We start from the raw sequence: 24,271 nt of genomic DNA on the forward strand, positions 1-24,271 counted from the left end.
GTCCGTGACCACACACGGATCGCGGTGCTGTGCGGTGGCGCGTGCCTGCGAGCGGTGCGGGCGACCGGAGGGAGCCCCAAGCGAGCGACGAGGCTGGGGAGGTGTGAGGCGCTGTGCGGTGCGGTCGGGTGGGACTCGAAGGGGCAGCCGTGAGGCGGGCGCAGACGACGCAAGCACCGCAGGGAGCGAACGAAGTGAGCGACCGAGGAGCACAGCGAGTGTGCGCCCGCCTCACGGCTGGGGCTTCGATGTTGTTCGTGTCGATCAGTTATTTATTACAACCACTGTCGTATCTCCTCCCGACTGAGGCTTTGGCGGTGTTCGCCGCCGATCCGCAACCGACAATTTATAACAGATCGACTCGCGCTCCCGCGACCAGTTATAGGAAAATCGTCACCGCGGCGAAGACGACCACCGTCCCCGCAACGCCGACTCCCACCGCCTTCGCGTTGAGCCGGACCGCCTTCTTGCGGTCCGCGGCGAGCGCCTCCTCGTTTTGGATCTCGTTCGCCCCGTCGCCCACGTCGAAGACGCCCATGCCGGCGAAGCCGATACAGAAGCGCTCGCGGTACTGTAACGCCCCCATCGCGGCGCCGTACAGCGGGAGCACGGAGGCGATCAGCGCCCACCGCGGCCACGCGAGCGCGACGACCGCCGCGACGTAGGCCGCGGCCGCCACCAGCGACCCGACGCCGAGGAGGAGCCGCCGTCGCTGTTGGGTCGGTCCGATGTTACACATGCCCGGTTGGTACTCCATACCACCGGAACGGGCGGGAGAAGCAAAGCCTCAACGGATCGGGGTCGAGGCGGACGGGAAGCGGGGACGGCCGCAACGATGGTTTATTACCGGCCGGCCTGAAGTCCGAGGCGAACACAGATGGGGGACCGCGACGAGGGTCGGCAGGCGCGGGACCTGCGCCGGTACGAGACGATCCTGGAGTCGCTCGACGACGCCGTCTACGCGATTCGATCCGACGGGACGATCGTCTACGTCAACGAGCGGTACGCGGAGATGAAAGGCGTCGACCGCGAGGAACTCCTCGGAACGGACATCTACGACTGGGTGAGCGAGGAGACCGCGGAGCGGGCGCGCCGGGAGCGCGCGGCGATGCGCGAGGAGGGCCGCGACGCCGGCGTGATCGAGTACGAGTTCGAGACCGAACACGGCGACTCGTTCCCCGCGGAGATGCGGTTCGGCCGGACCGACCGCACCGGCCAAACCGACCGCACCGGCCAAACCGACCGAACCGGCCAAACCGACCGCACCGGCCAAACCGACCGAACCGGCCAAACCGACCGCACCGGCCGGGCCGACCTCGACGATCGAGATGAGCTCGGCCGGGTGGGCGTCATCCGGGACATCACCGAGCGGAAGCGCCGAGAGCGGGAGTTGGAGCGGCAGAACGAGCGGCTCGACGAGTTCGCGAGCATCGTCTCGCACGACCTCCGGAACCCGCTGGACGTGGCGCGGGGGCACCTCGACCTCGCCCGCGAGGAGGGCGACGCCGAACACCTCGACGCGGTCGCGCGGGCCCACGCCCGCATGGCGACGCTCATCGACGACCTCCTGACGCTGGCGCGCGAGGGCGTCGACGTCGAGTCGCTCGAACCGGTCGACCTCGGCGCGGTCACCGAGGAGTGCTGGACGGGCGTCGACACCGCGGACGCGGCCCTGCGCGCGGAGGCGACGACGGCGGTCCGCGCCGACCGGAGCCGGCTCAAACAGCTGCTCGAGAACCTCCTGCGGAACGCCGTCTCGCACGGGGGCTCGGCGGTCACCGTCACCGTCGGTGACCTCGAGGACGGGTTCTACGTCGCGGACGACGGCCCGGGGATTCCCGAGGACGAACGCGAGGAGGTCCTCGAAGCCGGCCACACGACGGACCCGGACGGGACGGGATTCGGCCTCGCCATCGTCGAACGCGTCGCCGAGGCGCACGGGTGGGACGTGAGCGTCACCGCGGGATCCGACGGCGGGGCGCGCTTCGAGTTCACCGGCGTCCACGTCGAGTGATCGGCGGCGAGGCGGCGGCCACCGATGCGACTCGCGCGCCGCGGTGGAAACCGTGAAATGGCCGGCGGGCGAGGGGTCCGTGTGAAACGGATCCAGCTCGGCAACACCGTCTTCGAGGGCGCGAACGACGTCTACCTCCTCGACGGCGAGGCGACCGCGCTCGTCGACACCGGCGTCGCGCTCCCGGCGGTACGCGAGGAGTTGGTCGACGGTCTCGCGGAGCACGGGCTCTCGTTCCGCGATGTCGACGCGATCGCGCTCACCCACTGGCACCCGGACCACGCGGGTCTCGCCGGCGAGATTCAGACCGCGGGCGGCGCCGAGGTGTACGTCCACGAGGCCGACGCGGCACTCGTCGACGGGACCGAGACGCCGCTGTTCGCCGACCGCGACCTCCAGCGCGAGACGTTCGAGCGGTGGGGGATGCCCGACGCCGACCGGGAGCGCCTGAGCGGCTTCTTCGACGCGGTCAGCGCGGACCTCTCGGGGCGACCGGCGGACGTGACGACGGTTTCCGACGGCGACGCGATCAGGGCCGGCGGCGTCGGGCTCGAGGTCCTCCACCTCCCCGGCCACACCGCGGGGCTCTCCGGGTTCGCGTTCGACCCGCGAACGGTGCCGGGCCACGACCCCGTGGCGGGGGACGACGCGACGGAGGAGGCCTTCACCGGCGACGCGCTCCTCCCGAAGTACACCCCGAACGTCGGCGGCGCGGACGTGCGCGTCGAGGGGGCGCTCGCCGCCTACGCCGAGAGCCTCGCGCGGATCGTCGCCCGCGACTTCGACGCCGCCCACCCCGGCCACCGCCGACGGATCGACGACCCGAGCCGACGCGCGGCGGCGATCCTCGACCACCACCGCCACCGGACCCGCCGGGTGATCGAGGTCCTCGACGGGTCGGGGCCCGCGACCGCGTGGGAGGTCTCCGCCGCGCTGTTCGGCTCGCTGGAGGAGATCCACGTCCTCCACGGCCCCGGGGAGGCGTTCTCGCACCTCGACCACCTCGCGGCCGCCGGCGTCGTCGAGCGCGACGGGACCGCGTACCGCCTCGTCGACCCCGACCCCGACGTCGGCGCGCTGTTCCCGACCACGCCGCTCGACGACCTCGTGGACGGAAGCGAGGGCGCGTAGCGGGCGCCCCGACCGAGCGCGCGGGCAGCCCGCCGCTCGCCGAAAGCTATTCGTGGCGGCCGGCGTATTCGGGGACGTGAAGCGGGACGCCCTCGTCGCGGTCGTCGTCGCCCTCCTCGCCCTCGTCGCGCTCGGCGTCGCGGCAGCGACGCTGAACACCGCCGTCGACACCGGTAGCGGCGGGTTCGGCGGAGGCGCCGGGGACGCCCCGAGCGTCGGAGAGGGGAGCGGGACCCCCGGGATCCTCACCTCGTCGGGCGAGGCGGGTACGGTGTCGGTCTCGGGGATCTGCCTCCCGTTCCTCAGGGAGCCACCGGCCGTCGCGGCGCTCGTCTTCGGGGTGCTACTGATCGCCGCCGTGACGTACCGCGACACCGCGTCGCCGTTCGTGAGCGTTACCGTTGCCGGCGTGATGGGCACGCCGGTCGCCTTCCTCTTTTGGGTGCTGTCGACGTGCGGTTCGGGCGCGGGAGCCGTCTCGGCCGCGCTCGGCCTCGGCGGGAACGGAACCGGGCTGTTGCCGGCCGGCGCCGTCGGCGGTAGCGGACTCGGCAGCGGGGAGGGCGCGGCGTCGGCACCGCAGATCCTGTTCGCGGTCGTCATCGCCGTCGCGGTCGTCGCGAGCGTCGCCGCCCTCCTCCTCGCCGGCGGCGACGACGAAGGGACCGGGGGCGACGGGAGCGGCCGGCCCGATCCACCGGCCGAGGAGCCGCCGGACCTCGACGCGATCGGGCGGACGGCCGGCGAGGCCGCGGACCGGATCGAGTCGTCTGAGGCGGACAACGAGGTGTACCGCGCGTGGCGCGACATGACCGACGCGCTCGACGTCGACCGCCCGGCCTCGTCGACGCCGGCTGAGTTCGCGACCGCCGCGGTCGACGCCGGGGTCGACGAGGCGCCGGTGACCGCGCTCACCGAGGTGTTCGAGCGCGTGCGGTACGGCGGCGAGGACGCGACGGACGACCGCGAGCGCCGCGCCGTCGAGGCGCTGCGCGAGATCGAAGAACGGCACGGGGGGGAGTCGTGAGCCGCAGTCGGGTCGCCGCCGCGGGCGCCGCGTCCGACGGGGGTGACCGGTAGTGCGCCCCCTCGCCGTCGCGGGGGTGCTAGCGGTCGCCGTCGGCCTGCTCGCGGCGCTCGACCGCGGCGTGGCGTCGGCGATCTCCCCCACGTCGACCGTCGTCACGCTGATCGGCGTCCTCGGCGTGGTTCAGGGCATTCGGTACGCGAACGCGCGCCGAGAGCGACGGCGGGTCCCGGCGGATCCCGGAGACCCGGAGCGCCGCGCGCCGGCCGCGGTGCCCGGCGCGGCCCTCGACGAGCGAATCGCTCGGGCCGCCAGCCCGGCGCCCGGCGGCTATCGGGACCGCCGGGACCTCCGCGACCGGATCCGAGAGGTCTCGGTCACCGCCGTCGCCCGCGACCGCAACTGCTCTCGGGAGGCGGCGGCGGCGGCCGTCGACGACGGGACGTGGACCGACGACGGCGCCGCCGCCGCCTTCTTCGACACGCGGACCGCGTACCCGCTGCGCGTCCGCCTGTCCGCCGGGGTCCGGGGGCGGTCGAACTACTGGTACGGGCTCCGGGCCGTGATCGACGAGATCGAACGGATCGAGTCGCGGGGTGACGCGTGAGCGATCCGCGGGGAGCAGCCGTCGCGTCCGATTCGGACGCGTCGGATCGAAACGGGGAGAGCGACCCGAGCGCGGACGACGCGACCGGACGGGAGAGCGACGCGACCGGACGGGAGAGCGACGCGACCGGACGGGAGAGCGACGCGACCGGACCGGAAGGCGACGCGGACGCGACGGAGTCCGTTGACGCGGCCGCGGCGGAGTCCGCCGGCGCCCCGACCGATCGGGAGTCTCGACGGGAGATCGAGACGGATCGCTGGCTGGGGATCGCGGGCGCGGCGCTGGCGCTCGTCGGCCTCGGCGTGCTCGTTCGGCAGTCGTCGCTGGTGCTCGCGGGCGCCGTCGGCGTCGGCTACGCCGTCTACGCCCGGGCCGGCGACGCGCCGACGCCGACGCTGGCGGTGACGCGGTCGGTGAGCGACGAGACGCCGGCGCCGGGCGACGAGGTGCGCGTCACCGTCCGCGCGGAGAACGTCGGAGAGGGTGCGCTCCCGGACCTCCGGCTCGTCGACGGCGTCCCGCCGGGGCTGGCGGTCGTCGACGGGCCGGCCCGAGTCGGGACCGCGTTGCGGCCGGGAACGGCGGTGACGTTCGAATACACCGTGCGCGCCGCCCGCGGCGATCACGAGTGGGAAGCGATGACCGCGATCACGCGCGACGCGGCCGGTGCGCGCGAGCGCACGACGGCCTTCGACGCGCCGACGGCGATCGCCTGTACCCCGGAGCTGTCCGCCGGCGGGGACCTCCCGCTTCGCGGGCTGACGACCGTCCACCACGGGAGGGTGCCGACCGACGTGGGCGGGGCCGGCGTCGAGTTCCACGCGACCCGGGAGTACCGCCGGGGCGACCCGCTCAAGCGGATCGACTGGAACCGGCGGGCGCGGACGGGGGAGCTGTCGACCGTCGAACTGCGCGAGGAGCGCGCCGCCACCGTCGTGCTGCTCGTCGACGCCCGCGAGTCCGCGTACGCCGCCGCCGATCCCGACGCCGAGACGGCGGTAGAGGCGAGCGTCTCGGCCGCCGGACAGGCGTTCTCCGCGCTGCTCGACGGCGGCGACCGAGTCGGGATCGCGGCGCTGTCGCCGCTGGACTGCTGGCTCCCGCCGGGGAGCGGAACCGTCCACGCGGCCCGCGGGCGCGAGACGCTGGCCACCGACCCGGCGCTGGCCCCGACCCCGAGCGACGAGCGGTTCTACCGGTCGCTGTGGCTCCGGCGGTTCCGGCGGCGGATCCCCGCCGACGCGCAGGTGCTGTTCTTCACCCCGCTCGTCGACGACACCGCGGCGTCGCTCGCCCGTCGGATCGACGCGCACGGTCACCTCGTGACGGTGCTCTCGCCGGATCCGACGACGACCGAGACCGCCGGCCAGCGGCTGACGACCTTCGAGCGCCGCCAGCGGTTACGGGCGCTTCGGTCGGCGGGGATCCGCGCGCTGGAGTGGGGCGACGACTCCTTCCCGGTGGCGGTCGCGGCCGCGACGAGGCGGTGGTCGCGATGAGCGACGCGGTTCGAGACGGGGAACGCGGAGCGAGCGGAGAGAGCCGCGACGACGCCGGCGCCGACTCCCACGAGATCGACGCGCGGCCGCCGACGGTCGCGATCGCCGCGAGCCTCGCGGCGGCGGGGGTCGCGGCGACCGCAGCCTCGGTCGCGAGCCCGACCGGCGGCGCGCTGCTCGGCGTCGCCGCGCTCGGGTTCCTCGGGGGCTCGCTCCGGGGATCGGCCCGAGTCCTGACGTGGGGCGCGGCCGTCGGCGTGGTCGGACTCGCGCTCGCGGGGTACCGGGGCGCTCCCCCCGAGGCGCTGCTCGTCGCCGCCGTCGGCCTCGCGGTCGCGTGGGACGTCGCCGACCACGGCGTCGGCCTCGGAGAGCAGGTCGGTCGGGGCGCCCGAGCGCGGCGGAACGTCGCGGTCCACGCGGGGTCGGGCCTGCTCGTCGGCGCGCTCGCGGCCGGCCTCGTCTACGGGGTGACGCTCGCGGTCGGCGGCGGCCAGCCGGTGGCCGCGCTCGCGCTGCTCCTGGCGGGCGGCATCGCGCTGATCTCGGCGCTGCGGTGACGGCGGGCGAACTCGCGGGGCGCTCGCGGCCGCGCGCGCCGGCGGAGCTAAACCCTTATCAGCGCGCGGCCGGCAGGTACGCTCGTATGAGCGACCTCCCGGACGACTTCGACTGTACGCTCACCAACTGGGAGTACATCTACGGGCTCTGCCGCAACGTCTCCGACGCGGTGAAGCGGGCCGACTTCGAGCCGGACGTGGTCGTCGCCCTGGCCCGCGGCGGCTGGTTCGCGGGGCGGTGCGTCTGCGACTTCCTCGGGCTCAACGACCTCACCAGCCTCAAGATGGAACACTACGTGGGGACCGCCGAGAAGAGCGGCGAGCCACAGATCCGCTACCCGATGCCCGAGGGGAGCGTGGAGGGGAAGGACGTACTCATCATCGACGACATCGCCGACACCGGCGGCTCGATCCGCCGCGCCGAGGAGTACGTCGAGGAGCGGGACGCCGCAGAGATCCGCACCGCGACGCTCCAGCTGCTCGGCACTTCGGAGTTCCAGCCCGACTTCGTTGGCGAGCGGCTCGAACAGTGGACGTGGGTCGTCTACCCGTGGAACTTCCTCGAGGACATGGTCGACCTCACGGAGGGCGCGATGGAGCGAGCCGACGAGTCGGCGTTCTCGCGGGAGGACCTGCGCCACTACCTCGAGGAGTACCACGGCATCGGCCGGATCGAGATGGAGGTCGCCCAGCCCGACCGCCTCGACGAGGTTATCGAGGAGATGGTTCGGCGGGACGTGGCCGAACGGGCGGGCGATGACGCCTGGGCGCTTGCCGAGTAGCGGGTCCGAGCGATGGACGCCGCAGACGACGGGGCCGATGGAGGCGCGGACGACGATGACGGCCGCGACGACGCCCTCGACGCCGTGCTCGCCGCGTACGACCTGAAAGACGAGCGGCGCACCGGCTGGCAGCTCCGCGGGGTCGACGACCCCGAGTCCGTCGCCGCCCACTCGTGGGGGGTCGCGTACCTCGTCGTCGCGCTCGGCGACCGGTTCCGCGGGGGCCTCCCGAGTGTCGACCTCGACCGCGCCCTCCGGCTGGCGGTCGTCCACGACGTCGCCGAGGCGGAGACGGGCGACGTGGCGACTCGGGCCGCCGACGTCGCGGACCGCGGCGACGACGCGACCCGTCCCGACTCGACCGCGGACGCGGTCGACCGCGAGGCGAAGGTCGCCGCCGAGCGCGACGCGATCCGCGACCTCGCCGGCCCGCTCCCCGAACGCCTTCGAGACGCGTGGGAGGCGTACGAGGCCCGCGAGTCGCCGGAGGCGATTCTCGTCAAGGAGTGCGACCTGCTCGACACCTGCCTCCAAGCAGTTGTCTACGAACGAGGCGACCGGTACGACCCGGAGCGCGGCGACCCCGACGCGTTCCGCGAGTACGACGACCTCGACGAGTTCTTCGCGACGAGCGAGCCCCGGCTCCGGACCGAGACCGGCCGAGCGCTGTTCGCGGCGATCCGGGAGCGGTATCGGACCGCTCGGGACGGAGAGTGAGTTCAGTTCGACGCCCGCCACGCCGCCGCGGCCGCCTCGATCACCTCCAGCGCGTCTCGACTGCCGTTCGCGTCCCCCTTCTCGAACTCCTCCTCGGTCTGACCCATCTGGTTGGTCACGTGCGCGAAGCAGACGACCGGGCGGTCCCGGACCGCCGCGAACGCGTAGAGGGCCGCCGCCTCCATCTCGACCGCGAGGACCCCCTCGGACCGGGCGCGTTCGATCGCGGTCTCCGTCTCCCGGAATGGGGCATCCGTCGTCCACGTCGCCCCGGTGTACACCGGCCTGGACGCCGCCTCGCACGCGCGTTCGACCGGGTCCACAAGCTCCGGGTCGACGGAGGCGTAGCGGCCGGCCGACCGGTAGTGGTGGCTCGTCCCCTCGTCGCGGAGCGCGCGCTCGACGAGCACGAAGTACGGCGGGTCGTCTTTCGGCACGATCCGTCCCGAGGAGGTGACGCTCACGAGGAACTCGCAGCCGGCGGCGAACAGCTGCTCCGCGACGAGGACGGCGAACGACGCCCCGACGGCGCGGCCGACGATCCCGAACTCCTCGCCGTCTCGTTCGAACCGGTAGAGGTCCGTGTGGTAGCCGGGCCACGTCTCGTCTCGCTCCGCCGCTCCGGTCGCCGTCAGGTGGCGTACGACGTCGCCGTCCGGGTCGAGGACGCAGATCTCGGGGACCGGGCGCTCCGGGAGATCCTTCTGTCGCCGGGCGTTCTTCAGGAGGGCATCCGGATCGAAGACGGACGGCTCGTCGAACGCCTTCGCCTCGAAGAGCGGCGACGCGTCCGAGTCGGACGGGTCGGTCATATGAGTCGTGTTCGCCGAACCGACGAAAGGGGGTTACGGTCGCTCGACGACTCCGTGCCCTCGAACGGAAGCGGTTCCGTCGGCGCCTGAGGAGTTCGTCGGCGCCCGAGGGTCCCGCTTCCCGTCGCCGAACTAATCCGCGGCCCGTTCGGCCCGACGGGTCTCTTCGACCTCCAGCGGGTCGCCCGTCGACGTCGCGGTGACGAGTCGCAGGTACTGTCCCGCGCTCGTGAGCAGCTTGTTCTCCGCCTTCCGGAGGTGTTCCTCGTACGTCGAGCGGGCGACCGCCGTCTGATCGGCGAGCTCGCGCAGCGAGGTCTGGCGCGGCTGGGTGTAGTAGCCGCGCTCCAAGGCCAACTGGAGCGCCGCCAACTGTCGGTCGGTGAGGTCCTCGAACAGCTGGTTCGCCGGCGCCAGCATGCTGTGCGGGATCTGGGTCTCCGAGATCTCGGTCTTCGAGAGCAGCTCGATCTCCCTGTCGGCGCGCAGGTCGCCGAGCAGCGCTCGGATGTCGGCGCCGTCGAACGCGACCACCGTGTAATGCTCCCAGCCCTGCCGGTAGATGGTCGGCGACTGATACAGGCAGTTGTGCTTCTCGAAGCGATCGATAACGGACTCCTCAAGCGAGCAGAGACAGGACTGCGTGACGACGTGGTACCCGTCGTCGTCCGCGGACTCGTGGAGGACGGTTCCGATCTGATCTATCTCGTCGAGCAGCGCGTCCGTCGGCGTCGTCTCCGCGGTGATCTCGAGCACCTGACAGTCGCTCAGCGGCCACTCGCGGATGGTGAGATCCGGATGTCGCTCGGAGATCTCCCGGTACGGACACTCGTGTTTCACTCGGATCGAGGCCTCGTACAGGCTCATACGGAATTTTGGAACTAACACGCATTAACGGTGCCGGTCATGTCCGGCAGTGACCGTATCCCCTTCTCCCCGCTATACCGGTGTACGATGCAGGAGCTATCGCCGGACGCGCTCAGCGAACAGCTGCGAAACGACGACGAGGGGCCGCTCGTCCTCGACGTCCGTCACGAGGCGGAGTTCGAGGAGTGGCACATCCCGGGCAGCGTCAACGTCGACGTGTACGACGAACTGACCGAGGACCCCGACAGCGCCAAGCCGGCCCTCTCCGATCTCCCCGATGACGCGGAGATCGTGACCGTCTGCGCCGCGGGCGTCGTCTCACAGACGGCGACGGAGGTCCTCCGCGAGCTGGGCTACGACGCCGTGACGCTCGCGGACGGAATGAACGGCTGGAGCCGCGTCCACCGGCACGCGGAGGTCCCGGTCGACCTCGACGGGACGCTCGTCCAGGTCGCGCGTCCGGGGAAGGGATGCCTCTCGCACGTCCTCGTCTCGGCGGGTGAGGCCGCCGTCTTCGACCCGTCGCACTACCTCGACGAGTACGAGGCGATCCTCGACGAGCACGACGCCGATCTGGTCGGCGTCTTCGACACGCACGCCCACGCCGACCACGTCTCCGGCGCGGCGGAACTCGCCGACCGCTACGGCGTCTCCTACTACCTCCATCCGAAGGACGCGCTCGCCCTCGACGCGGCGCCGATCGAGGACGGGCAGACCGTGGCTGTCGGCAGGCTCGACGTCGAGGTCGTTCACACGCCCGGACACAGCGAGGGGAGCGTCTCGTTCGACGTCGGCGGCGCGGCGCTGCTCACCGGCGACACCCTCTTCCACGAGAGCGTCGGTCGCGTCGAACTCGGCGTCGAGGCCGGGATCGAGGACGCCGACGTCGAGGGGAACGCCGCGACGCTGTACGAGAGCCTCCGGCGGCTGCTGGACCGGCCGGACGACGCGGTCGTGCTCCCGGCGCACGACCCCGGCTCGCCCGAGCCGCCGGTGACCGCGACGCTCGGTGAGGTCGAGCGCCGGAACGCGGACCTCCGCCGCGACCGCGAGGCGTTCGTCGAGGAGCTCGCGTCGGACGTCCCGGACCACCCCCCGAACTTCGAGCGCGTCAAGCGCACGAACGTGGGACAGGAGTCGGTTCCGGCGGACGAGCTGGCCGAGCTGGAGCTGGGGCCGAACAACTGCGCGGCCGAGTGACAATGAGCACGGCAACCGACATCAAACAGGGGATCCGCGAACACCGCTGGCAGTTCTCGCTCCACGTCCTGCTGGTGTTCGCCACCGGCCTGACCATCGGGTCCGAGCGCACCGTCGTCCCCGCGCTGGGGGAGGACGTACTCGGCGTCGAGTCGTTCCTCGTGATCGGCTCGTTCGTCGTCTCCTTCGGGATCGTGAAGTCGATCCTCAACCTCTACGCCGGGAAGTGGGGAGAGGAGTACGGCCGCAGACCAGTGCTCATCGCCGGGTGGGTCACGGCGCTCCCGCTGCCGGTCATCCTCATCTCCGCCCCGAGCTGGGGCTGGATCACCGTCGGGAACGTCCTGCTGGGGATCAACCAGGCGCTGACGTGGAGCATGGCGATCAACGCCAAGATCGACCTCGCGAGCCCCGACCAGCGCGGCCTCGCGGTCGGCATCGACGAGTCGTTCGGCTACACCGGCGTGGCCGTCGGCGCCTGGGTGACGGGCGTCATCGCCAGCCGGTGGGGCCTCCGGCCGGAGCCGTTCTACTTCCTCGCTGTCGTCGTGGTCCTGGCGTTCCTCGTCTCGGTGTTCCTGGTCAGAGAGACCGTCCAGTACGCGCAGGTCGAGGGGGGTGACGACGACCGCGACGCGAACCTCCCGTTCAACGAGGTCCTGAAGCGGGCGACCTACGGCGACCGGACGCTGTTCGCGGCGGCGCAGGCGGGCCACGTCGAGAACTTCGTCGACACGCTGTTCTGGATCGCCGTCCCGCTGTACCTGCTGAACCAGGGGCTCGACATCGCGGCGGTCGGGGCCGTGGTCGGCGTCCACAGCGCGATGTACTTCCTCCAGATCGGCACCGGCGGCCTCGCGGACCGGATCGGCCGGCGACCGCCGGTCATCGCCGGGATGTTCCTGGCCGGCGCGGGCGTCCTCGGAATGGTCCTCGTCGAGGGATACCTCGCGTGGGCCGCGCTGGCCGGCGTCTCCGGGTTCGGGATGGCGCTTTTATACCCGAACCTGATGACCGTCCCGAGCGACGCGGCCCACCCGACCTGGCGGTCGGCCGGAATGGGGGTCTACCGGATGTGGCGCGACTCGGGCTACGCCGTCGGCGCGATCCTGATCGGGCTCGCGATGGAGTTCGTCAACGCCGAGGCGGCGTTCTACCTGACCGCCGTCCTGATGTTCCTCTCCGGCGCGATCGTGGTCGTCTGGATGGAGGAGACCCACCCCGAGTTCGGGACCCACGAGCCGCCCGCTCCAGCGCCGGAGCCGCCGACCGAACCGGCCGCAGGGGACTAGCCGGCGGTGGACGGTGGCGTGACCGAGAGTGGGTTCGACGATCGTCGTTCCCACAATCGACGTTCGTAGGCCCTCTACCCCTCGATTTCGCGCGAGGATGGTAAAAGGGTTAACGGGGGAGGTCCTCTCACGAGGTGAGCTTTCACCACGCATGTCTGACACCGATCTCGTAATCATCGGCGGGGGGATAAGCGGGGCGTCGCTTCTGTACACGGTCGCGAAGTTCACCGACGTCGACGACATCACGCTGATCGAGAAGGAACGGGAGATCGCCGCGATCAACTCACACCGGACAAACAACTCCCAGACGCTCCACTTCGGGGACATCGAGACGAACTACACCCTGGAGAAGGCGGAGGAGGTCAAGGAGGGCGCCGAGCTGCTCGCGGGCTACCTCGAGGGGTCGGACCCCGACCGCGAGATGCACAGCAAGCGGAGCAAGATGGTCCTCGGCGTCGGCGACGAGGAGGTCGCCAAGTTAGAGGAGCGCTACCGCGAGAACGGGTTCGGCGACCTGTTCCCGAAGCTGCGCGAGATCGGCCGCGAGGAGATCGCCGAGCTGGAGCCGAAGGTCGTCGAGGGGCGCGACCCCGACACGGATCTGAAGGCGCTCCAGACGCCCGACGGCTACGTCGTCGACTACGGCGCGGTCGCGGAGTCGTTCGTCGACGCGGCCCGCGAGGAGGACGGCGTCTCCGTCCACCTCGGAACGACGGTGACGAACGTCGACGAGCGGGGCGACGGGTTCACGGTCGACACCGACGACGGCGAGTTCGACGCCGAGGCGGTCGTCGTCGCGGCCGGGTCGCACAGCCTCCAGTTCGCCAAGGAGATGGGGTACGGCGAGGGGATGTCGCTGCTGCCGGTCGCGGGGAGCTTCTTCCTCGCGGACGACCTGCTGAACGGGAAGGTGTACACGCTCCAGATGAAGAAGCTCCCGTTCGCGGCGGTCCACGGCGACGCCGACGTCCACGACGGGAGCGTCACCCGGTTCGGCCCGACCGCGAAGCTCGTGCCCGCGCTGGAGCGCGGCCACCTCTCGACCGTGAGCGACTTTGTCGACGTGTTCGGGTTCAACCCCGACTCCGTGCTGAGCTACGTCAACATCCTCTCTGACCGCATCCTCTTCCCGTACGTCGTGCGCAACCTCGTGTACGACCTCCCGGTGGTCGGCAAGCGCGCCTTCCTGCCGGACGTCCAGAAGGTCGTTCCGAGCGTCGACCTCGACGACATCGACCGCGCGAAGGGGTACGGCGGCGTTCGCCCCCAGATCGTCGACACCGAGAACAAGGAGCTGGACATGGGCGAAGCGAAGATCGTCGAGGACGGCATCCTGTTCAACATCACCCCCTCGCCCGGCGCGTCGACCGCGCTGAAGAACGCGATGACGGACGTCGAGACCGTGCTCGGCTTCTTCGAGGACGAGTACGAGTTCGACGAGGCCGCCTTCCGCGACGCGACTATCGAGAACTTCCCGCGGCCCGACGGGGAGGGTGACGCCACCGCCGACGCGGACGACCGCGTCCCCGCCGAGGCCGACGACTGATCCGTCCGGGGACCGGCCGGTCCTTCGCCGCCATCCGTCCGAGTAACGAACACGGCTCTAGGCGCGCGCTTCCTCCGTGACCTCTCGCACGAACGCCTCCCTGAGCACGCGGATCGCCCGCCGCTTCGTCCCGTCGGGAACGAACACGAAGGGGATCGGCACGTCGAACGCGCGGTCGCCGTACAGCCCCCAGTCGGCGACCGACCGCGTCGTCCCGCCGTACGCGATGGGGATGTCCTCCAGCTCGTCGGGGTCGTAGGCGGGGACGTACGAGCGGTCGATCCACACCTCGTGGACCGGCACGTCGAGGGCGTCGGCGAGGAGTCGCTCCAGGCGGTCGTCGCCGGCGGTGAGCCAGTCGGTGAACGCGTCGAGCGGGTCGCCGTCCACCGGGAGGTCGTCGTCGAGGTCGCCGCCGACCCGGTCGGCGAGCGCGATCCGGTGTTTCCAGCAGGTGGCGGGGAAGCGCCGCCCGCGGAAGCGGTCGTACATCGACGCGAGCGTCGAGTCGGGGTTCTCGCGGGCGGCGACCCGGAGCCGTTCGAGCACCGCGTTGTCGTCGAGCTCGCGGTCTAGGATGCCGTCGACCGTGACGGGGCTCTCTCCGGTCTTGCGCTCGTACTCGCCCAGAAGCGCCTGAAGCAGCCGGTTCGCGTACACCGACTTGTGGTGCTGGGTGACCCACATGTATAACGCGATCCGCCCTTCGAGGTAGTTGCCGATGGTCGACAGCGCCTTCTCCGAGAGCGCGAGACCCGCCTCGGGGTGGGCGGTGTACGCGTCGACCATGCGCTCGACGTCGAAGCTCAACACGCCCGCGCCCGTCATCTCGTTGTCGCGGGTGATGTAGTCCAGCCGGTCCACGTCGATGGGGGAGTGGAGCAGCTGCGCGCCGACCCCGTACTGCCACGGCTCGCCGCGCTCGTACGCGAGGCTGTAGCCGAGCACGTACGCGCACACCTCGAAGGGGTCCACGTCGAACGCGCGGAGCGCGTCGCCGTACTCCTCGACGATGATCACGCAGCCGAGCAGCTCGTGCGGGTTCGCCGAGCGGAGCGGGGCGCCGCCGACGCCGGCCGCGTCGAAAGCGTCGACCAGGCCGGTCTCCGCGACGCGCTCCCGAAGGGCCCCCTCGTCGAGGAACCCCTCGGAGAGGTGCGAGAAGGGCGGGTGGCCCACGTCGTGGAGCAGGCAGGCGCACTCCAGCGTGCGCTGTATCTCCTCGAGTTCGTCGACCGCGGCGTCCCGGGTGAAGTACGACTGTCGGCGGAGGTTCTCGAAGACGGTCCGCCCGAGGTGGTAGACGCCGAGCGAGTGCTCGAACCGGGTGTGGTTGGCGCCCGGGTAGACGAGGTGGGTCGCAGAGAGCTGTCGGACGTACCGCAGCCGCTGGAACGGCCGCGTGTCGACGACGCCCTCGACGAGCGCGTCCGGCAGCTGGATGTAGCCGTGGACGGAGTCTTTGATCTGGGTCGTGGGCATCGATTGTGGGCACCACAGCCTCCCGCGTCCTGCCTCTTTCGGTCGTCGCTCGGCGCCGTGATCCCTCGGCCCCGGGAACGCCGCGATTCCCACCGCATAAATGCGAGCGCACCGAGCCACGCGTATGGAATCGGACGCCGCCGACGGAACGGACGCGCGGTCGGGCGCCACCGACGGAGCCGACCCCTCGCTCGTCGATCGCTGGACCGCGCTCGATCGCGGCTGGCAGGCGCTCGCGTTGGGGCTCGGGATCGTCGCCGCGCACCTCGTCGGACAGGCGCTGTGACGGGAATCGCGGCGGCGATCCGGGCGTACCTGCCCGGCCTCGCGCTGCTCGCGGGCGGCGCCGTCGCGGCGACGGTCGTCGCGGGCGCCGTTCCCGGGATCCAACCGCTCGTCGTCGCCGTCGCGATCGGCGTCGGCGTCGGGAACTCGGTCGGAATCCCCGAGGTCGCGGAGCCGGGCGTCGGCGCCGACAAGCTGTTCTTGGAGACCGGGATCGTGCTGCTCGGCGCGGCGGTCGCGGTCGAGGAGTTCCTGGCCGCCGGCCCGACCGTCCTCGGTCTCGTGGTGGCGTTCGTCGCGGGCGGACTCCTGTTCGCGGAGGTCGTCGCGCGCGTCCTCTTCCGGATCGAATCGCCCACCTCCTCGCTGCTCGCGGCCGGCGCGAGCATCTGCGGCGTCTCCGCGGTCGTCGCGATCGGGAGGGTGCTGGACGCCCGCGGGGCCTCGATCACCTTCGCGGCCGCGACGATCCTCCTGTTCGACGCGGTGACCCTCGTCGCGTTCCCGCTGGCGGGCGAGTGGCTCGGCCTCACCGGCCGGCAGTTCGGCGTCTGGGCGGGCGTGAGCATGTTCTCGACCGGCCCCGTCGCGGCCGCGGGGTTCGCCTACTCCCCCGAGGCGGGCCAGTGGGCGACCGTGACGAAGCTGGCGCGCAACTCGCTGCTCGGCGGCGTCGCGGTCGCGTACTCGGTCGCGTACACGGCTCGCTCCGCGGCGGATCCGGGCGTGCGACGGCTGTGGGCGGAGTTCCCGAAGTTCCTCCTCGGCTTCCTCGCCGTCGCGGCGGTCGCCAACAGCGGACTGCTCTCGCCGGCCGCGCTGGCGTCGATCGGGCGGGTGTCGGACGCGCTGTTCGCGCTCGCGTTCGTCGGCCTCGGGCTCTCGATCCGGATCGACGACATGCGCGCGGTGGGCCCCGCGCCCGTCGGCGCGGTGTTGGTTCACTTGCTCGTCGTGAGCGCGGTCGCGCTCGCGGCCGTGCGCTGGCTGCTGTGAGCGGACCGAGGCCCCGAGCGACGGGGTTCGGTCCGTATAAGTGGCGAGCGGGCGCACTCCCGGTATGGGAACTATCGGCTTCATCGGCGGCAGCGGCATCTACGACGCGCTCCCCCTGAACGACGTGCGCGAGGTCGAGTACGACACGCCCTACGGCGCGCCGAGCGACGCGGTGACGATCGGTGAGTTCGCAGACACGGGCCGCGAGGTGGCGTTCCTCCCGCGCCACGGCTCGGACCACGGCGCCTCGCCGACGGACCTCCCGTACCGCGCCAACATGTACGCCCTCAAGAAGGCCGGCGTCACCCACGTGTTCGCGTCGAACGCGGTGGGGAGCCTGAAGGAGGAGCTCGAGCCGGGGACGCTCGTCGTCCCGGACCAGATCTACGACCGGACGAAGGGCCGCGAGCTCTCCTTCTACGGCGACGGGGTCGTCGTCCACCAGCCGTTCGCGGACCCCTATAGTCCAGAACTCGTCGACCACCTCACCGAGGCCGCGGAGTCCGCGGTGGGCGCCGACGGGGACGCCGCCGACACGAAGGTCGTGAAGGGCGGTACCTACGTCTGTATCGAGGGGCCGCAGTACTCGACGCGCGCGGAGTCGGAGTTCTACAAGCGCCAGGGCTGGGACCTCGTCGGCATGACCGCGATCCCGGAGGCGAAGCTGGCCCGCGAGGCCGAGATCGCGTACGCGACGATCGCCGGCGTCACCGACTACGACGTCTGGAAGGCGGACAGCGAGGTGACGCTCGAAGAGGTCCTCGAAAACGCCGAGAAGAACCAGACGGCGATCAAGGCCGCCGTCGAGGAGGCCGTACGGTCGCTCCCCGAGGATCTGGAGTGCGACGCGCACACGTCGCTGGAGGGCACCGTCAACACGCCGACGGAGGCGATTCCGGAAGAAACCAAAGAACGCGTCGAGCCGCTGCTGGGCGATTATTTATAAATAGACGAGGCGGTGGCGCGCGCCTGCGAGCGGCCGCCCTCGGCGGCCGCGAGACAGCACGCGCGAGGGACGCCGCGAACGCCCGCAGGGCGTGAGCGGCGAGGCTGGGGAGGTGTGAGGCTGCGGTGCTGTGTGGTTGGGTGGGACTCAAAGGGGCAGCCGCGCTCGACGAACCCCAGCGACGCAAGGACCGCAGGGAGGGAACGAAGTGACTGACCGAGGACCGCAGCGAGCTGTGGGAGTCGAGCGCGGCTGGGGCTTTGGAGATGTTCTCCGGCGATCAGCTATCAGCCATTTATAAGCGAGCGGCTGGGGCTTCAGAAGAGTTCACAGAACGTCCGGTGTTATCTACGGATAGGAGAACGGCGAGGGTTCTGGAGACAGCTATCCTCTTAAACGCGTATCAGTCCGCGATCGCTTCCGACTCGCCGGCCATCGCCGCCGGGTCCTTCACCCACAGGTCGCCGAAGAAGTCGTCCTGCTGGAGCCGGACCGAGCCGCGGTGGGCCATGAACAGCAGCGCGAGGTACGTCATGAACGGGCGCCCGCCGGCGGATTCTATCTCCGCGAACAGCACCTCGGTGCGCCCGCGGTCGAAGCGGGTCCGGAGGGCGTTGTCGATCTCCACGATGACCTCCTCGATGTCCTCGTCGTGGGTGCGGTCGGTCGCCTCGCCCGCGGTCGGCTCCCCGTCCTCCCGGAACTCGTCGCCGTCGCGGTAGTCGAGCGTCTGCGTGCCGCGGGCGTGGCCGTGCGGCGACTCCGAGGTGTCGTACTCCCGGGAGTCCTTCCACCACGAGCCGCGCTCGGCCTCGCGCAGCTCGCGGACCAGCTCGTCGAGCGTCTCCGGCGACCCGCGAGTGTTCTTGCGGTCGAGCCGGCGGTCCATCTCCGCTTCGAGTTTGTCGACGGGATCGAAGCCGTCGGCGGCCGGGTCGGGCTCGCCGCCCTCCATCGCGACCTCCCACGGCTCCGGCTCGGGCTCCTCGTCCTCGTCGTCGTCGGCTAACATTCCGTCGCTCTTCATCCGGAGCAGGACGCTGGCGTAGAACAGCGCCCGCCCGGTCGTCCGGAGGTCCGTCTCGTCGAGCTTCTCCAAGAACGCGTCCGTCACCTGGACGATGTCGATGTCCCACGGCTCGATCTCGCCCTCCTCGGCGAGCTGGACGAGGAGTTCGACGGGCTCGACCTCGTCGTCGTCGGTCCCGTCCGGGGGAGACGCGTCCACGTCGGGGGCGGATCCGTCGGTCCCGTCCGGGGAGGATTCGGCTGCCGACTCGGAGCCGTCCGCCGAATCGGGACCGTCCGCGTCGGGCCCGTCGTCAGCGAACGGATCCGCGCCGTCGCGCTCGCTCGTCAGGTCGAGGTCCGGGACGCCGCCGTCGGCGTCCGAGCCCGGCGCGCCGTCGCTTCCCTCCTCAGTCATCCGCGCTCACCCCCTCCTCGTCGGCGTCGTCGCCGAACTGCATCCCGGTCACCGCCGAGAGGTTGTCGCCCTGCATCGTGACGCCGATGGCGCGGTCCGAGCGCTCCAACAGCGCCGAGCGGTGGCCGACGACGACGAACTGGGCCTCCTCGGCCAGCTCCTCGATCATCTCGCCGACGCGCTCGGCGTTGACCGCGTCGAGGAACGCGTCGATCTCGTCGAGCGCGTAGAACGGCGCCGGGTTGTGGCGCTGGACGGCGAAGATGAACGAGAGGGCGGTGAGCGACTTCTCGCCGCCGCTCATCGCGTCGAGGCGCTGGACCGGCTTGTCCGCGGGCTGGGCCTTCATCGTCAGCCCCTCCTCGAAGGGCTCTTCGGGGTTCTCCAAGACGAGTTCGCCGCTGCCGGCCGAGAGTCGCGCGAAAATGTCCTCGAAGTGATCGTTGATCGACTCGAACGTCTCCATGAACGTCTCCTTCTTCGCGGCCTCGTACCCCTCGATGCGCTCCTCGATGGCGTCGCGCTCCTCGACGAGCACGTCCCGGCGCTCCTGGATCTCGGACAGCGCCTCCTGTACCTCCTCGTACTCGTCGATCGCGAGCATGTTCACGGGCTCTAGCGCCTCCATCTCGGCCTCCAGCTCCTCGATCCGCGACTCCACCTCGTCGAGGTCGGGGATCTCGTCGGCGTCGTAGGCGCCGACCTGCGACTCCAGCTCGTCGATCTCCCACTCCAGGCGGTCGCGGCGGTCGGTGAGGTCCGACAGGTCCGACTCCACCTCGGCGACGAGCGACCGCTGCTCGTCGCGCTGTTGGGTCGCCTCGCGGATCTCCTCGCGGAGCTCCTCGCGGTCGCTTTTCAGCTCGGTGAGTTCCGCCTCTAGGTCGGCGATCGCCTCCTGCTTCTCGTCGAGTTCCGCCTCCTTCTCCTCGATCGCGGCCTCGTGCTCGGCGATCGCCGCCTCCGCCTCCGCCTTCGCGTTCTGCGCCTCCTCGACGTCGTCGTGGAGGTCGTCCAGGGCGTCCTCGGCGTACCCCTTCTCCAACTCCAGCTCGTTGATCCGGCTGTCGAACGAGTCCATCCGGTCCTCCAGATCGTCGATCTCGGCGCGGACCTCGTCGGCGCGCTCGGAGAGCTCCGGGATCTTCGAGTCCGCGAGCTCGGCCTCGATGTCGTCGATCTCCCCGGCGAGCTCGTCGATCTCGGCGTCGGTCGCCGCGAGCTCCTCGTCCAACGCCGTCATCTGCTCGTCGACCGACTCGCGTTCCGCCTCCAGCTCCTCCAGCTCCGCCTCCAGCTCCTCGATCCGGGCTTCCGCGTCCGCGAGGTCGTCCTCTGCGCGCTCGACGTCCGCCTCCAGCGACCGGACGCGCTCGGCCGCGTCGGCCTTCCGGTCGCGCGCGTCCTCGATGTCGTCGTCGAGCGCGTCGATCTCCGCCTGAACCGACTGCCGCTCGTCTTCGAGGTCCGATATCTCCGTCGCGAGCCGCTCGAGCTTGCCGCCGCCGGACTTCGTGAACGAGTAGCGGGAACCGCCGCCCGAGCCGCCGGTCATCGCGCCCGACTTCTCGACGAGGTCGCCGTCGAGCGTCACCATCCGGAAGTCACCCATCAGCTCGCGGGCGGTCGACATGTCCTCGACGACGAGCGTCGAGCCGAGCACGTACGAGAAGATCGACTCGTACTCCGCGTCGTAGTCGACGAGGTTGCGCGCGAAGTCGACGACGCCGGGGAGCGAGGGCTTCCGCGGCAGGCTCCGGTCGTCCATCTTCGAGATGGGGAGGAACGTCGCCCGGCCCGCGTTGCGCCGCTTGAGGTAGTCGATACAGGTCGAGCCGACGCCGTCGTCGTCGACGACGACGTTCGCCAGGCGGCCCCCCGCGGCGGTCTCGCAGGCCTCGGCGTACTCGGCCGCGACCGACCCCAGCTCTCCGACCGCGCCGTGGACGCCGTCGATGCCGCCGTTCTTCACCTCGGTGACCGCCCGGGGCCAGGAGGCGTCGCCGCGCTCGTCGGCGGCCGCCTCCAACTTGGCGTACTCGTTCTGCTTCTCGCGGAGCGTCTCCTCGATCTCCTCGAGGCGTTCCTCCGTCTCGGCCTTCTCCGAGAAGAGGTCGGCGACCGCGTCCTCGATGGTCTCCCGGTTCTTCTCGGCCTTGTCGAGCTCGCCTTTCAGCTCGGAGATCCGCGCCTTGTGCTCCGGGATCGACTCCCGGGCGTCCTCCAGCTCCTCGCGGGCCTCGCTCACCGCGTTCGAGCGCCGGCGGGCCTCGTCGAGCAGCCGGTCCTTCTCGCGTTGCGTCTCGTTTTTCTCCTCGCGGAGCGACTCGACCGCCTCCTTCTTCTCCGACAGCTCGGCTTTCAGCTCGTCGAACTCGGTGTCGGCGCCCTCGATCTCGGCCTCGACGTCGGCCAGCTCGGAGCGCTTCGTCGCGAGCTCCGATTTCACCGACGCCTTCTCCACTTTCGTCTCGCGGATCTCGCCGTCCAACTCCTCGATTTTCTCCTCCTTCCGGTCGATCTGGACGAACGCCTGCCGGCGGTCGTTCTCGGCCGACTCGGCGCGCGACTCGGCCGACTCGATCTTGTCCTCCAGCCGCGAGACCTCGCCTTTGATCTCCTCTATCTCCGAGCGGATCGCGATCTGTTCGTCTTCTCCCTTCGTCTCGATCTCGTGGTTGAGGTCCGCTAAGTCCTCCTCTAAGCGCGTGAGCCTTCCCTGTCTGGCGTCGAGCTCTTCGCGGCGGTCAGCGAGGTCCGCCTCCGCCTCGTCGACGTCGTCCTCGACGCCCGCGAGCGCGTCGCGCTTCTCCTCGAGCTCGGAGGCCTTCCGGAACCCCCGGTACTCCTCGAGCTCGTCGCGGAGCTCCCGGTACTGGAGGGCGGTCTCGCGCTCGTCCGCGAGCTGATCGAGCCGGTCCTCCTTCTCGCCGATGCGGAGGTCGGCCTCGCCGATCCGGTCTTCGACGGTATCGAGCTCCTCGTAGGCGGCCGCCTTCTTCTCGTCGAACTCCGCGACGCCGGCGATCTCGTCGACGATCCCCCGGCGCTGGTAGGGAGTCATGTTGATGATCTCGGTGACGTCGCCCTGCATCACCACGTTGTACCCCTCCGGGGTGACGCCCGCCGCCGCGAGCAGATCCTGGACGTCCGAGAGGTTCACCGAGCGCCCGTTGAGGTAGTAGTACGAGTAGTAGTTGTCCTCGGTCTCCTTCACGCGGCGCTTGATCGTGATCTCGGAGACGTCGCCGACGTTCTCCGTGCCGGCGGCGGAGACCACCTGCGACCGGTCAAGAGTCCCGTCCTCGTTGGAGAGCACGACCGTGACGGAGGCCTCGTTCGGCCCGTCCGCGGCCTCGCCGTCGTCGTGGCCGGGGTTGTAGATGAGGTCGGTGAGCTTCTTGGCGCGGATCCCGCGGGTGCGGGCGAGTCCGAGCGCGAACAACACCCCGTCGATGATGTTTGACTTCCCGGAGCCGTTCGGTCCCGTGACGACGGTGAAGTCCTCGTAGAAGGGGATCCTCGTCGTCCGCCCGAAGCTCTTGAACCCGTCCAGAACGACTTCAGTGATGTGCATTAGGTCGGACGACCGCTCACGCGACGATGATGTCGCTGTCGCTCGACTCGCCGTCGTCGTCGTCGGTCTCGTCGGTCGACGCGTCCGCGTCGGGCGTCGTCGCGGACTGCTCGGGCACGACGACATCGTCTCCCTCACCCGCGTCGTCCGCGGTCGTCTCGTCCTCGCCGGCCGCGTCGGCCGATCCCTCGACGGATTCGAAGACGTCGACGTGGTCGTCGGAGTGGGTCGTCCGCTCGCCGCCGGACACCGCTTGCGTCGCGGCGTCGCCAGCCGCAGGCTCCTCGGTCGCGGGCTCCTCCGTCTCCGACGCCGCTGCGCCCGCCTCGGAACCCGCAGCCTGCTCGGCCGCGTTCGGCTCGGCCGCGTCCGCCTCGACCGCGACCGACCGCTCGTCTTCCAGCTGTCGGACGCGCTCTTTCATTTCGACGAGCTCCTCGGTGAGCCCGTTGACAGCCGCCTGTAGCTCCGCGACCTGCCGTTCGAGGTCCTCGACGCGGTTGCTCATATACACACGTCTGCTCGCGCGACGCGTATAAATCTGCGTCAGACACACGTGTGACCAAATAGCATGGATCGGCGCCGATCCGCGGAACGTTTCGGTGCCGTGAAACGTGTCAGACAACGGGGGAAGATACTTGTACTGACCGGAGGAATCACTCGGGTATGAGCAAGATCACCTTCCGGGCGGACGACGACCTCGTCGACCGGCTGGAAGCGTGTGACGCCTCCAAGAGCGAGGTGATGCGGGAGGCGCTCCGGACGCACCTCGACGAGGTCGACGGGGCGGAGGACGCGTCCGACGCGTCGACGGCGAGCGTCGACGACGCACTCGCGGACCGCGTCGACGAACTGATCGCGGACCGGCTCGATGCCGCGCTCGACGAGCGGCTCGGCCCGGCGGGCGGTGCGACGGCGCCGACACGTGCGCCCGGAAACGCCGGCGACATCAACGTAAACGTCACGCTCGACGCTCCGACGGGCGAATCCGTCGAATCGGACGAGGACGTTCGTGTGACGCGTGAGACGAGCGGGGAGACGGAACCGGACGGGCGTAAGACGAAGGGGGGGCGGAGCGGACAGACGAGCGAAACCGATCCGGGCGCGCGAAGGCGCGAAAACGCCTGTGACGGATGCGGAGAGATCGTACCCGGAGACCACGTCTACTGCCCAAATTGTGGAGAAAAGCAGTCGCACAGAGCGTTCTGCGAGTGCGGTGACGAGCTCCGAACCGACTGGGCGTTCTGCCCCGGCTGCGGGCGTCGGACCCCGGCGGCGGACGTTTTGAAAGACAGATAGGGTCCGTGACCGCACGTATACGCTCGAAATCGGGTTTTTTAGCAGTATGTCTTACAATCAGCGGTAGTTTTATATTATTGGGCTCGATGAGTTCAGTTGCGTAAGACGGTCGTCTTACAGCGGGCGTCCGATGTGGGGTGCCGCCCCGCATCCGGGCGGTTCCGGGCTGTAAGACACACGCGTCGCGTGTTCGCCGTCTTACCGGG

Annotated in this window: 22 protein-coding genes; 15 read left to right on the forward strand and 7 right to left on the reverse strand. The window is 70.6% G+C overall.

Features of this window, described 5'->3' with window-relative positions; all coding sequences use genetic code 11:
- Positions 1-379: 379 nt before the first annotated feature.
- Positions 380-757: a hypothetical protein gene (locus EXE42_RS10315; protein WP_137706459.1), complete on the reverse strand. Its 378-nt coding sequence runs from the start codon at positions 755-757 to the stop codon at positions 380-382.
- A gap of 120 nt (positions 758-877) precedes the next feature.
- Here EXE42_RS10315 and EXE42_RS10320 point away from each other — a divergent pair, with 120 nt between their 5' ends.
- From EXE42_RS10320 to EXE42_RS10355, 8 genes are all read left to right on the forward strand, one after another.
- A complete protein-coding gene (locus tag EXE42_RS10320) occupies positions 878-2,014 on the forward strand; it encodes an ATP-binding protein (RefSeq protein ID WP_137706460.1) in 1,137 nt (378 codons plus the stop codon).
- Between the two features lie 81 nt (positions 2,015-2,095).
- Complete coding sequence (locus EXE42_RS10325) at positions 2,096-3,145, forward strand: MBL fold metallo-hydrolase (RefSeq protein ID WP_137706461.1); 1,050 nt, start codon at positions 2,096-2,098, stop codon at positions 3,143-3,145.
- Between the two features lie 76 nt (positions 3,146-3,221).
- Positions 3,222-4,172, forward strand: coding sequence for a DUF4129 domain-containing protein (locus EXE42_RS10330; RefSeq protein WP_092920952.1), 951 nt, complete (start codon positions 3,222-3,224; stop codon positions 4,170-4,172).
- 52 nt (positions 4,173-4,224) lie between these two features.
- Positions 4,225-4,779, forward strand: a complete 555-nt coding sequence (locus tag EXE42_RS10335; protein WP_137693811.1) for a hypothetical protein — start codon at positions 4,225-4,227, stop codon at positions 4,777-4,779.
- Positions 4,776-6,278 (forward strand): DUF58 domain-containing protein, encoded by a 1,503-nt coding sequence (locus EXE42_RS10340; protein ID WP_137706462.1) that lies wholly within the window; start codon positions 4,776-4,778, stop codon positions 6,276-6,278. Before EXE42_RS10335 ends, EXE42_RS10340 begins: the two co-directional genes overlap by 4 nt.
- A complete protein-coding gene (locus EXE42_RS10345) occupies positions 6,218-6,838 on the forward strand; it encodes a hypothetical protein (protein WP_137706463.1) in 621 nt (206 codons plus the stop codon). The genes EXE42_RS10340 and EXE42_RS10345 overlap by 61 nt, the downstream gene beginning before the upstream one ends.
- Before the next feature lie 86 nt (positions 6,839-6,924).
- On the forward strand, positions 6,925-7,620 hold the full coding sequence (locus tag EXE42_RS10350; RefSeq protein WP_137706464.1) for a phosphoribosyltransferase: 696 nt from the start codon (positions 6,925-6,927) through the stop codon (positions 7,618-7,620).
- 12 nt (positions 7,621-7,632) lie between these two features.
- Complete coding sequence (locus tag EXE42_RS10355; protein WP_137706465.1) at positions 7,633-8,337, forward strand: HD family hydrolase; 705 nt, start codon at positions 7,633-7,635, stop codon at positions 8,335-8,337.
- Positions 8,338-8,339: 2 nt separating this feature from the next.
- Here the strand turns inward: EXE42_RS10355 and EXE42_RS10360 are convergent, their stop codons facing one another.
- Both EXE42_RS10360 and EXE42_RS10365 read right to left on the reverse strand, forming a co-directional pair.
- The gene (locus tag EXE42_RS10360) at positions 8,340-9,149 is read right to left on the reverse strand and encodes a nucleoside phosphorylase (protein ID WP_137693807.1); all 810 of its coding nucleotides are present in this window, start codon (positions 9,147-9,149) and stop codon (positions 8,340-8,342) included.
- A 132-nt stretch (positions 9,150-9,281) separates the two neighbouring features.
- Positions 9,282-10,016, reverse strand: a complete 735-nt coding sequence (locus EXE42_RS10365; protein ID WP_092920945.1) for a helix-turn-helix domain-containing protein — start codon at positions 10,014-10,016, stop codon at positions 9,282-9,284.
- A gap of 87 nt (positions 10,017-10,103) precedes the next feature.
- Here EXE42_RS10365 and EXE42_RS10370 point away from each other — a divergent pair, with 87 nt between their 5' ends.
- The 3 genes from EXE42_RS10370 to EXE42_RS10380 all read left to right on the forward strand — a co-directional run bounded on the left by EXE42_RS10370 (position 10,104) and on the right by EXE42_RS10380 (position 14,054).
- A complete protein-coding gene (locus tag EXE42_RS10370; RefSeq protein WP_092920944.1) occupies positions 10,104-11,216 on the forward strand; it encodes an MBL fold metallo-hydrolase in 1,113 nt (370 codons plus the stop codon).
- A gap of 2 nt (positions 11,217-11,218) precedes the next feature.
- Complete coding sequence (locus EXE42_RS10375) at positions 11,219-12,508, forward strand: MFS transporter (RefSeq protein WP_137706466.1); 1,290 nt, start codon at positions 11,219-11,221, stop codon at positions 12,506-12,508.
- A 151-nt stretch (positions 12,509-12,659) separates the two neighbouring features.
- Entirely contained in the window at positions 12,660-14,054 is a 1,395-nt protein-coding gene (locus EXE42_RS10380; RefSeq protein WP_137706467.1) for an FAD-dependent oxidoreductase, read from the forward strand.
- Positions 14,055-14,111: 57 nt separating this feature from the next.
- Here EXE42_RS10380 and EXE42_RS10385 read toward each other — a convergent pair whose 3' ends face one another.
- Positions 14,112-15,536 carry an HD domain-containing protein gene (locus EXE42_RS10385; protein WP_137706468.1) on the reverse strand — a complete coding sequence of 475 codons (1,425 nt, stop codon included), beginning with the start codon at positions 15,534-15,536 and terminating at the stop codon, positions 14,112-14,114.
- 124 nt (positions 15,537-15,660) lie between these two features.
- Here EXE42_RS10385 and EXE42_RS19330 point away from each other — a divergent pair, with 124 nt between their 5' ends.
- The 3 genes from EXE42_RS19330 to mtnP all read left to right on the forward strand — a co-directional run bounded on the left by EXE42_RS19330 (position 15,661) and on the right by mtnP (position 17,763).
- On the forward strand, positions 15,661-15,822 hold the full coding sequence (locus tag EXE42_RS19330) for a hypothetical protein (RefSeq protein ID WP_167603352.1): 162 nt from the start codon (positions 15,661-15,663) through the stop codon (positions 15,820-15,822).
- Positions 15,819-16,817, forward strand: a complete 999-nt coding sequence (locus tag EXE42_RS10390; protein ID WP_092920940.1) for a YeiH family protein — start codon at positions 15,819-15,821, stop codon at positions 16,815-16,817. Before EXE42_RS19330 ends, EXE42_RS10390 begins: the two co-directional genes overlap by 4 nt.
- 64 nt (positions 16,818-16,881) lie before the next feature.
- Positions 16,882-17,763: an S-methyl-5'-thioadenosine phosphorylase gene (mtnP, locus tag EXE42_RS10395; RefSeq protein WP_092920939.1), complete on the forward strand. Its 882-nt coding sequence runs from the start codon at positions 16,882-16,884 to the stop codon at positions 17,761-17,763.
- Between the two features lie 403 nt (positions 17,764-18,166).
- Here the strand turns inward: mtnP and EXE42_RS10400 are convergent, their stop codons facing one another.
- From EXE42_RS10400 to EXE42_RS10410, 3 genes are read right to left on the reverse strand one after another with little or no spacing between them, the layout of a single operon-like run.
- A complete protein-coding gene (locus tag EXE42_RS10400; RefSeq protein WP_092920938.1) occupies positions 18,167-19,189 on the reverse strand; it encodes a ScpA family protein in 1,023 nt (340 codons plus the stop codon).
- Positions 19,182-22,766 (reverse strand): chromosome segregation protein SMC, encoded by a 3,585-nt coding sequence (gene smc, locus EXE42_RS10405; protein WP_137693802.1) that lies wholly within the window; start codon positions 22,764-22,766, stop codon positions 19,182-19,184. Before smc ends, EXE42_RS10400 begins: the two co-directional genes overlap by 8 nt.
- A 16-nt stretch (positions 22,767-22,782) precedes the next feature.
- Positions 22,783-23,274, reverse strand: coding sequence for a hypothetical protein (locus EXE42_RS10410; protein ID WP_092920936.1), 492 nt, complete (start codon positions 23,272-23,274; stop codon positions 22,783-22,785).
- A gap of 158 nt (positions 23,275-23,432) precedes the next feature.
- Between EXE42_RS10410 and EXE42_RS10415 the strand changes: the two genes are divergently transcribed.
- Positions 23,433-24,065: a zinc ribbon domain-containing protein gene (locus EXE42_RS10415; RefSeq protein WP_137706469.1), complete on the forward strand. Its 633-nt coding sequence runs from the start codon at positions 23,433-23,435 to the stop codon at positions 24,063-24,065.
- Positions 24,066-24,271: the final 206 nt, after the last annotated feature.

The organism is Halorubrum sp. SP3, from assembly GCF_005435195.1.
In the GTDB taxonomy this organism is placed as follows: Archaea; Halobacteriota; Halobacteria; order Halobacteriales; family Haloferacaceae; genus Halorubrum; species Halorubrum sodomense.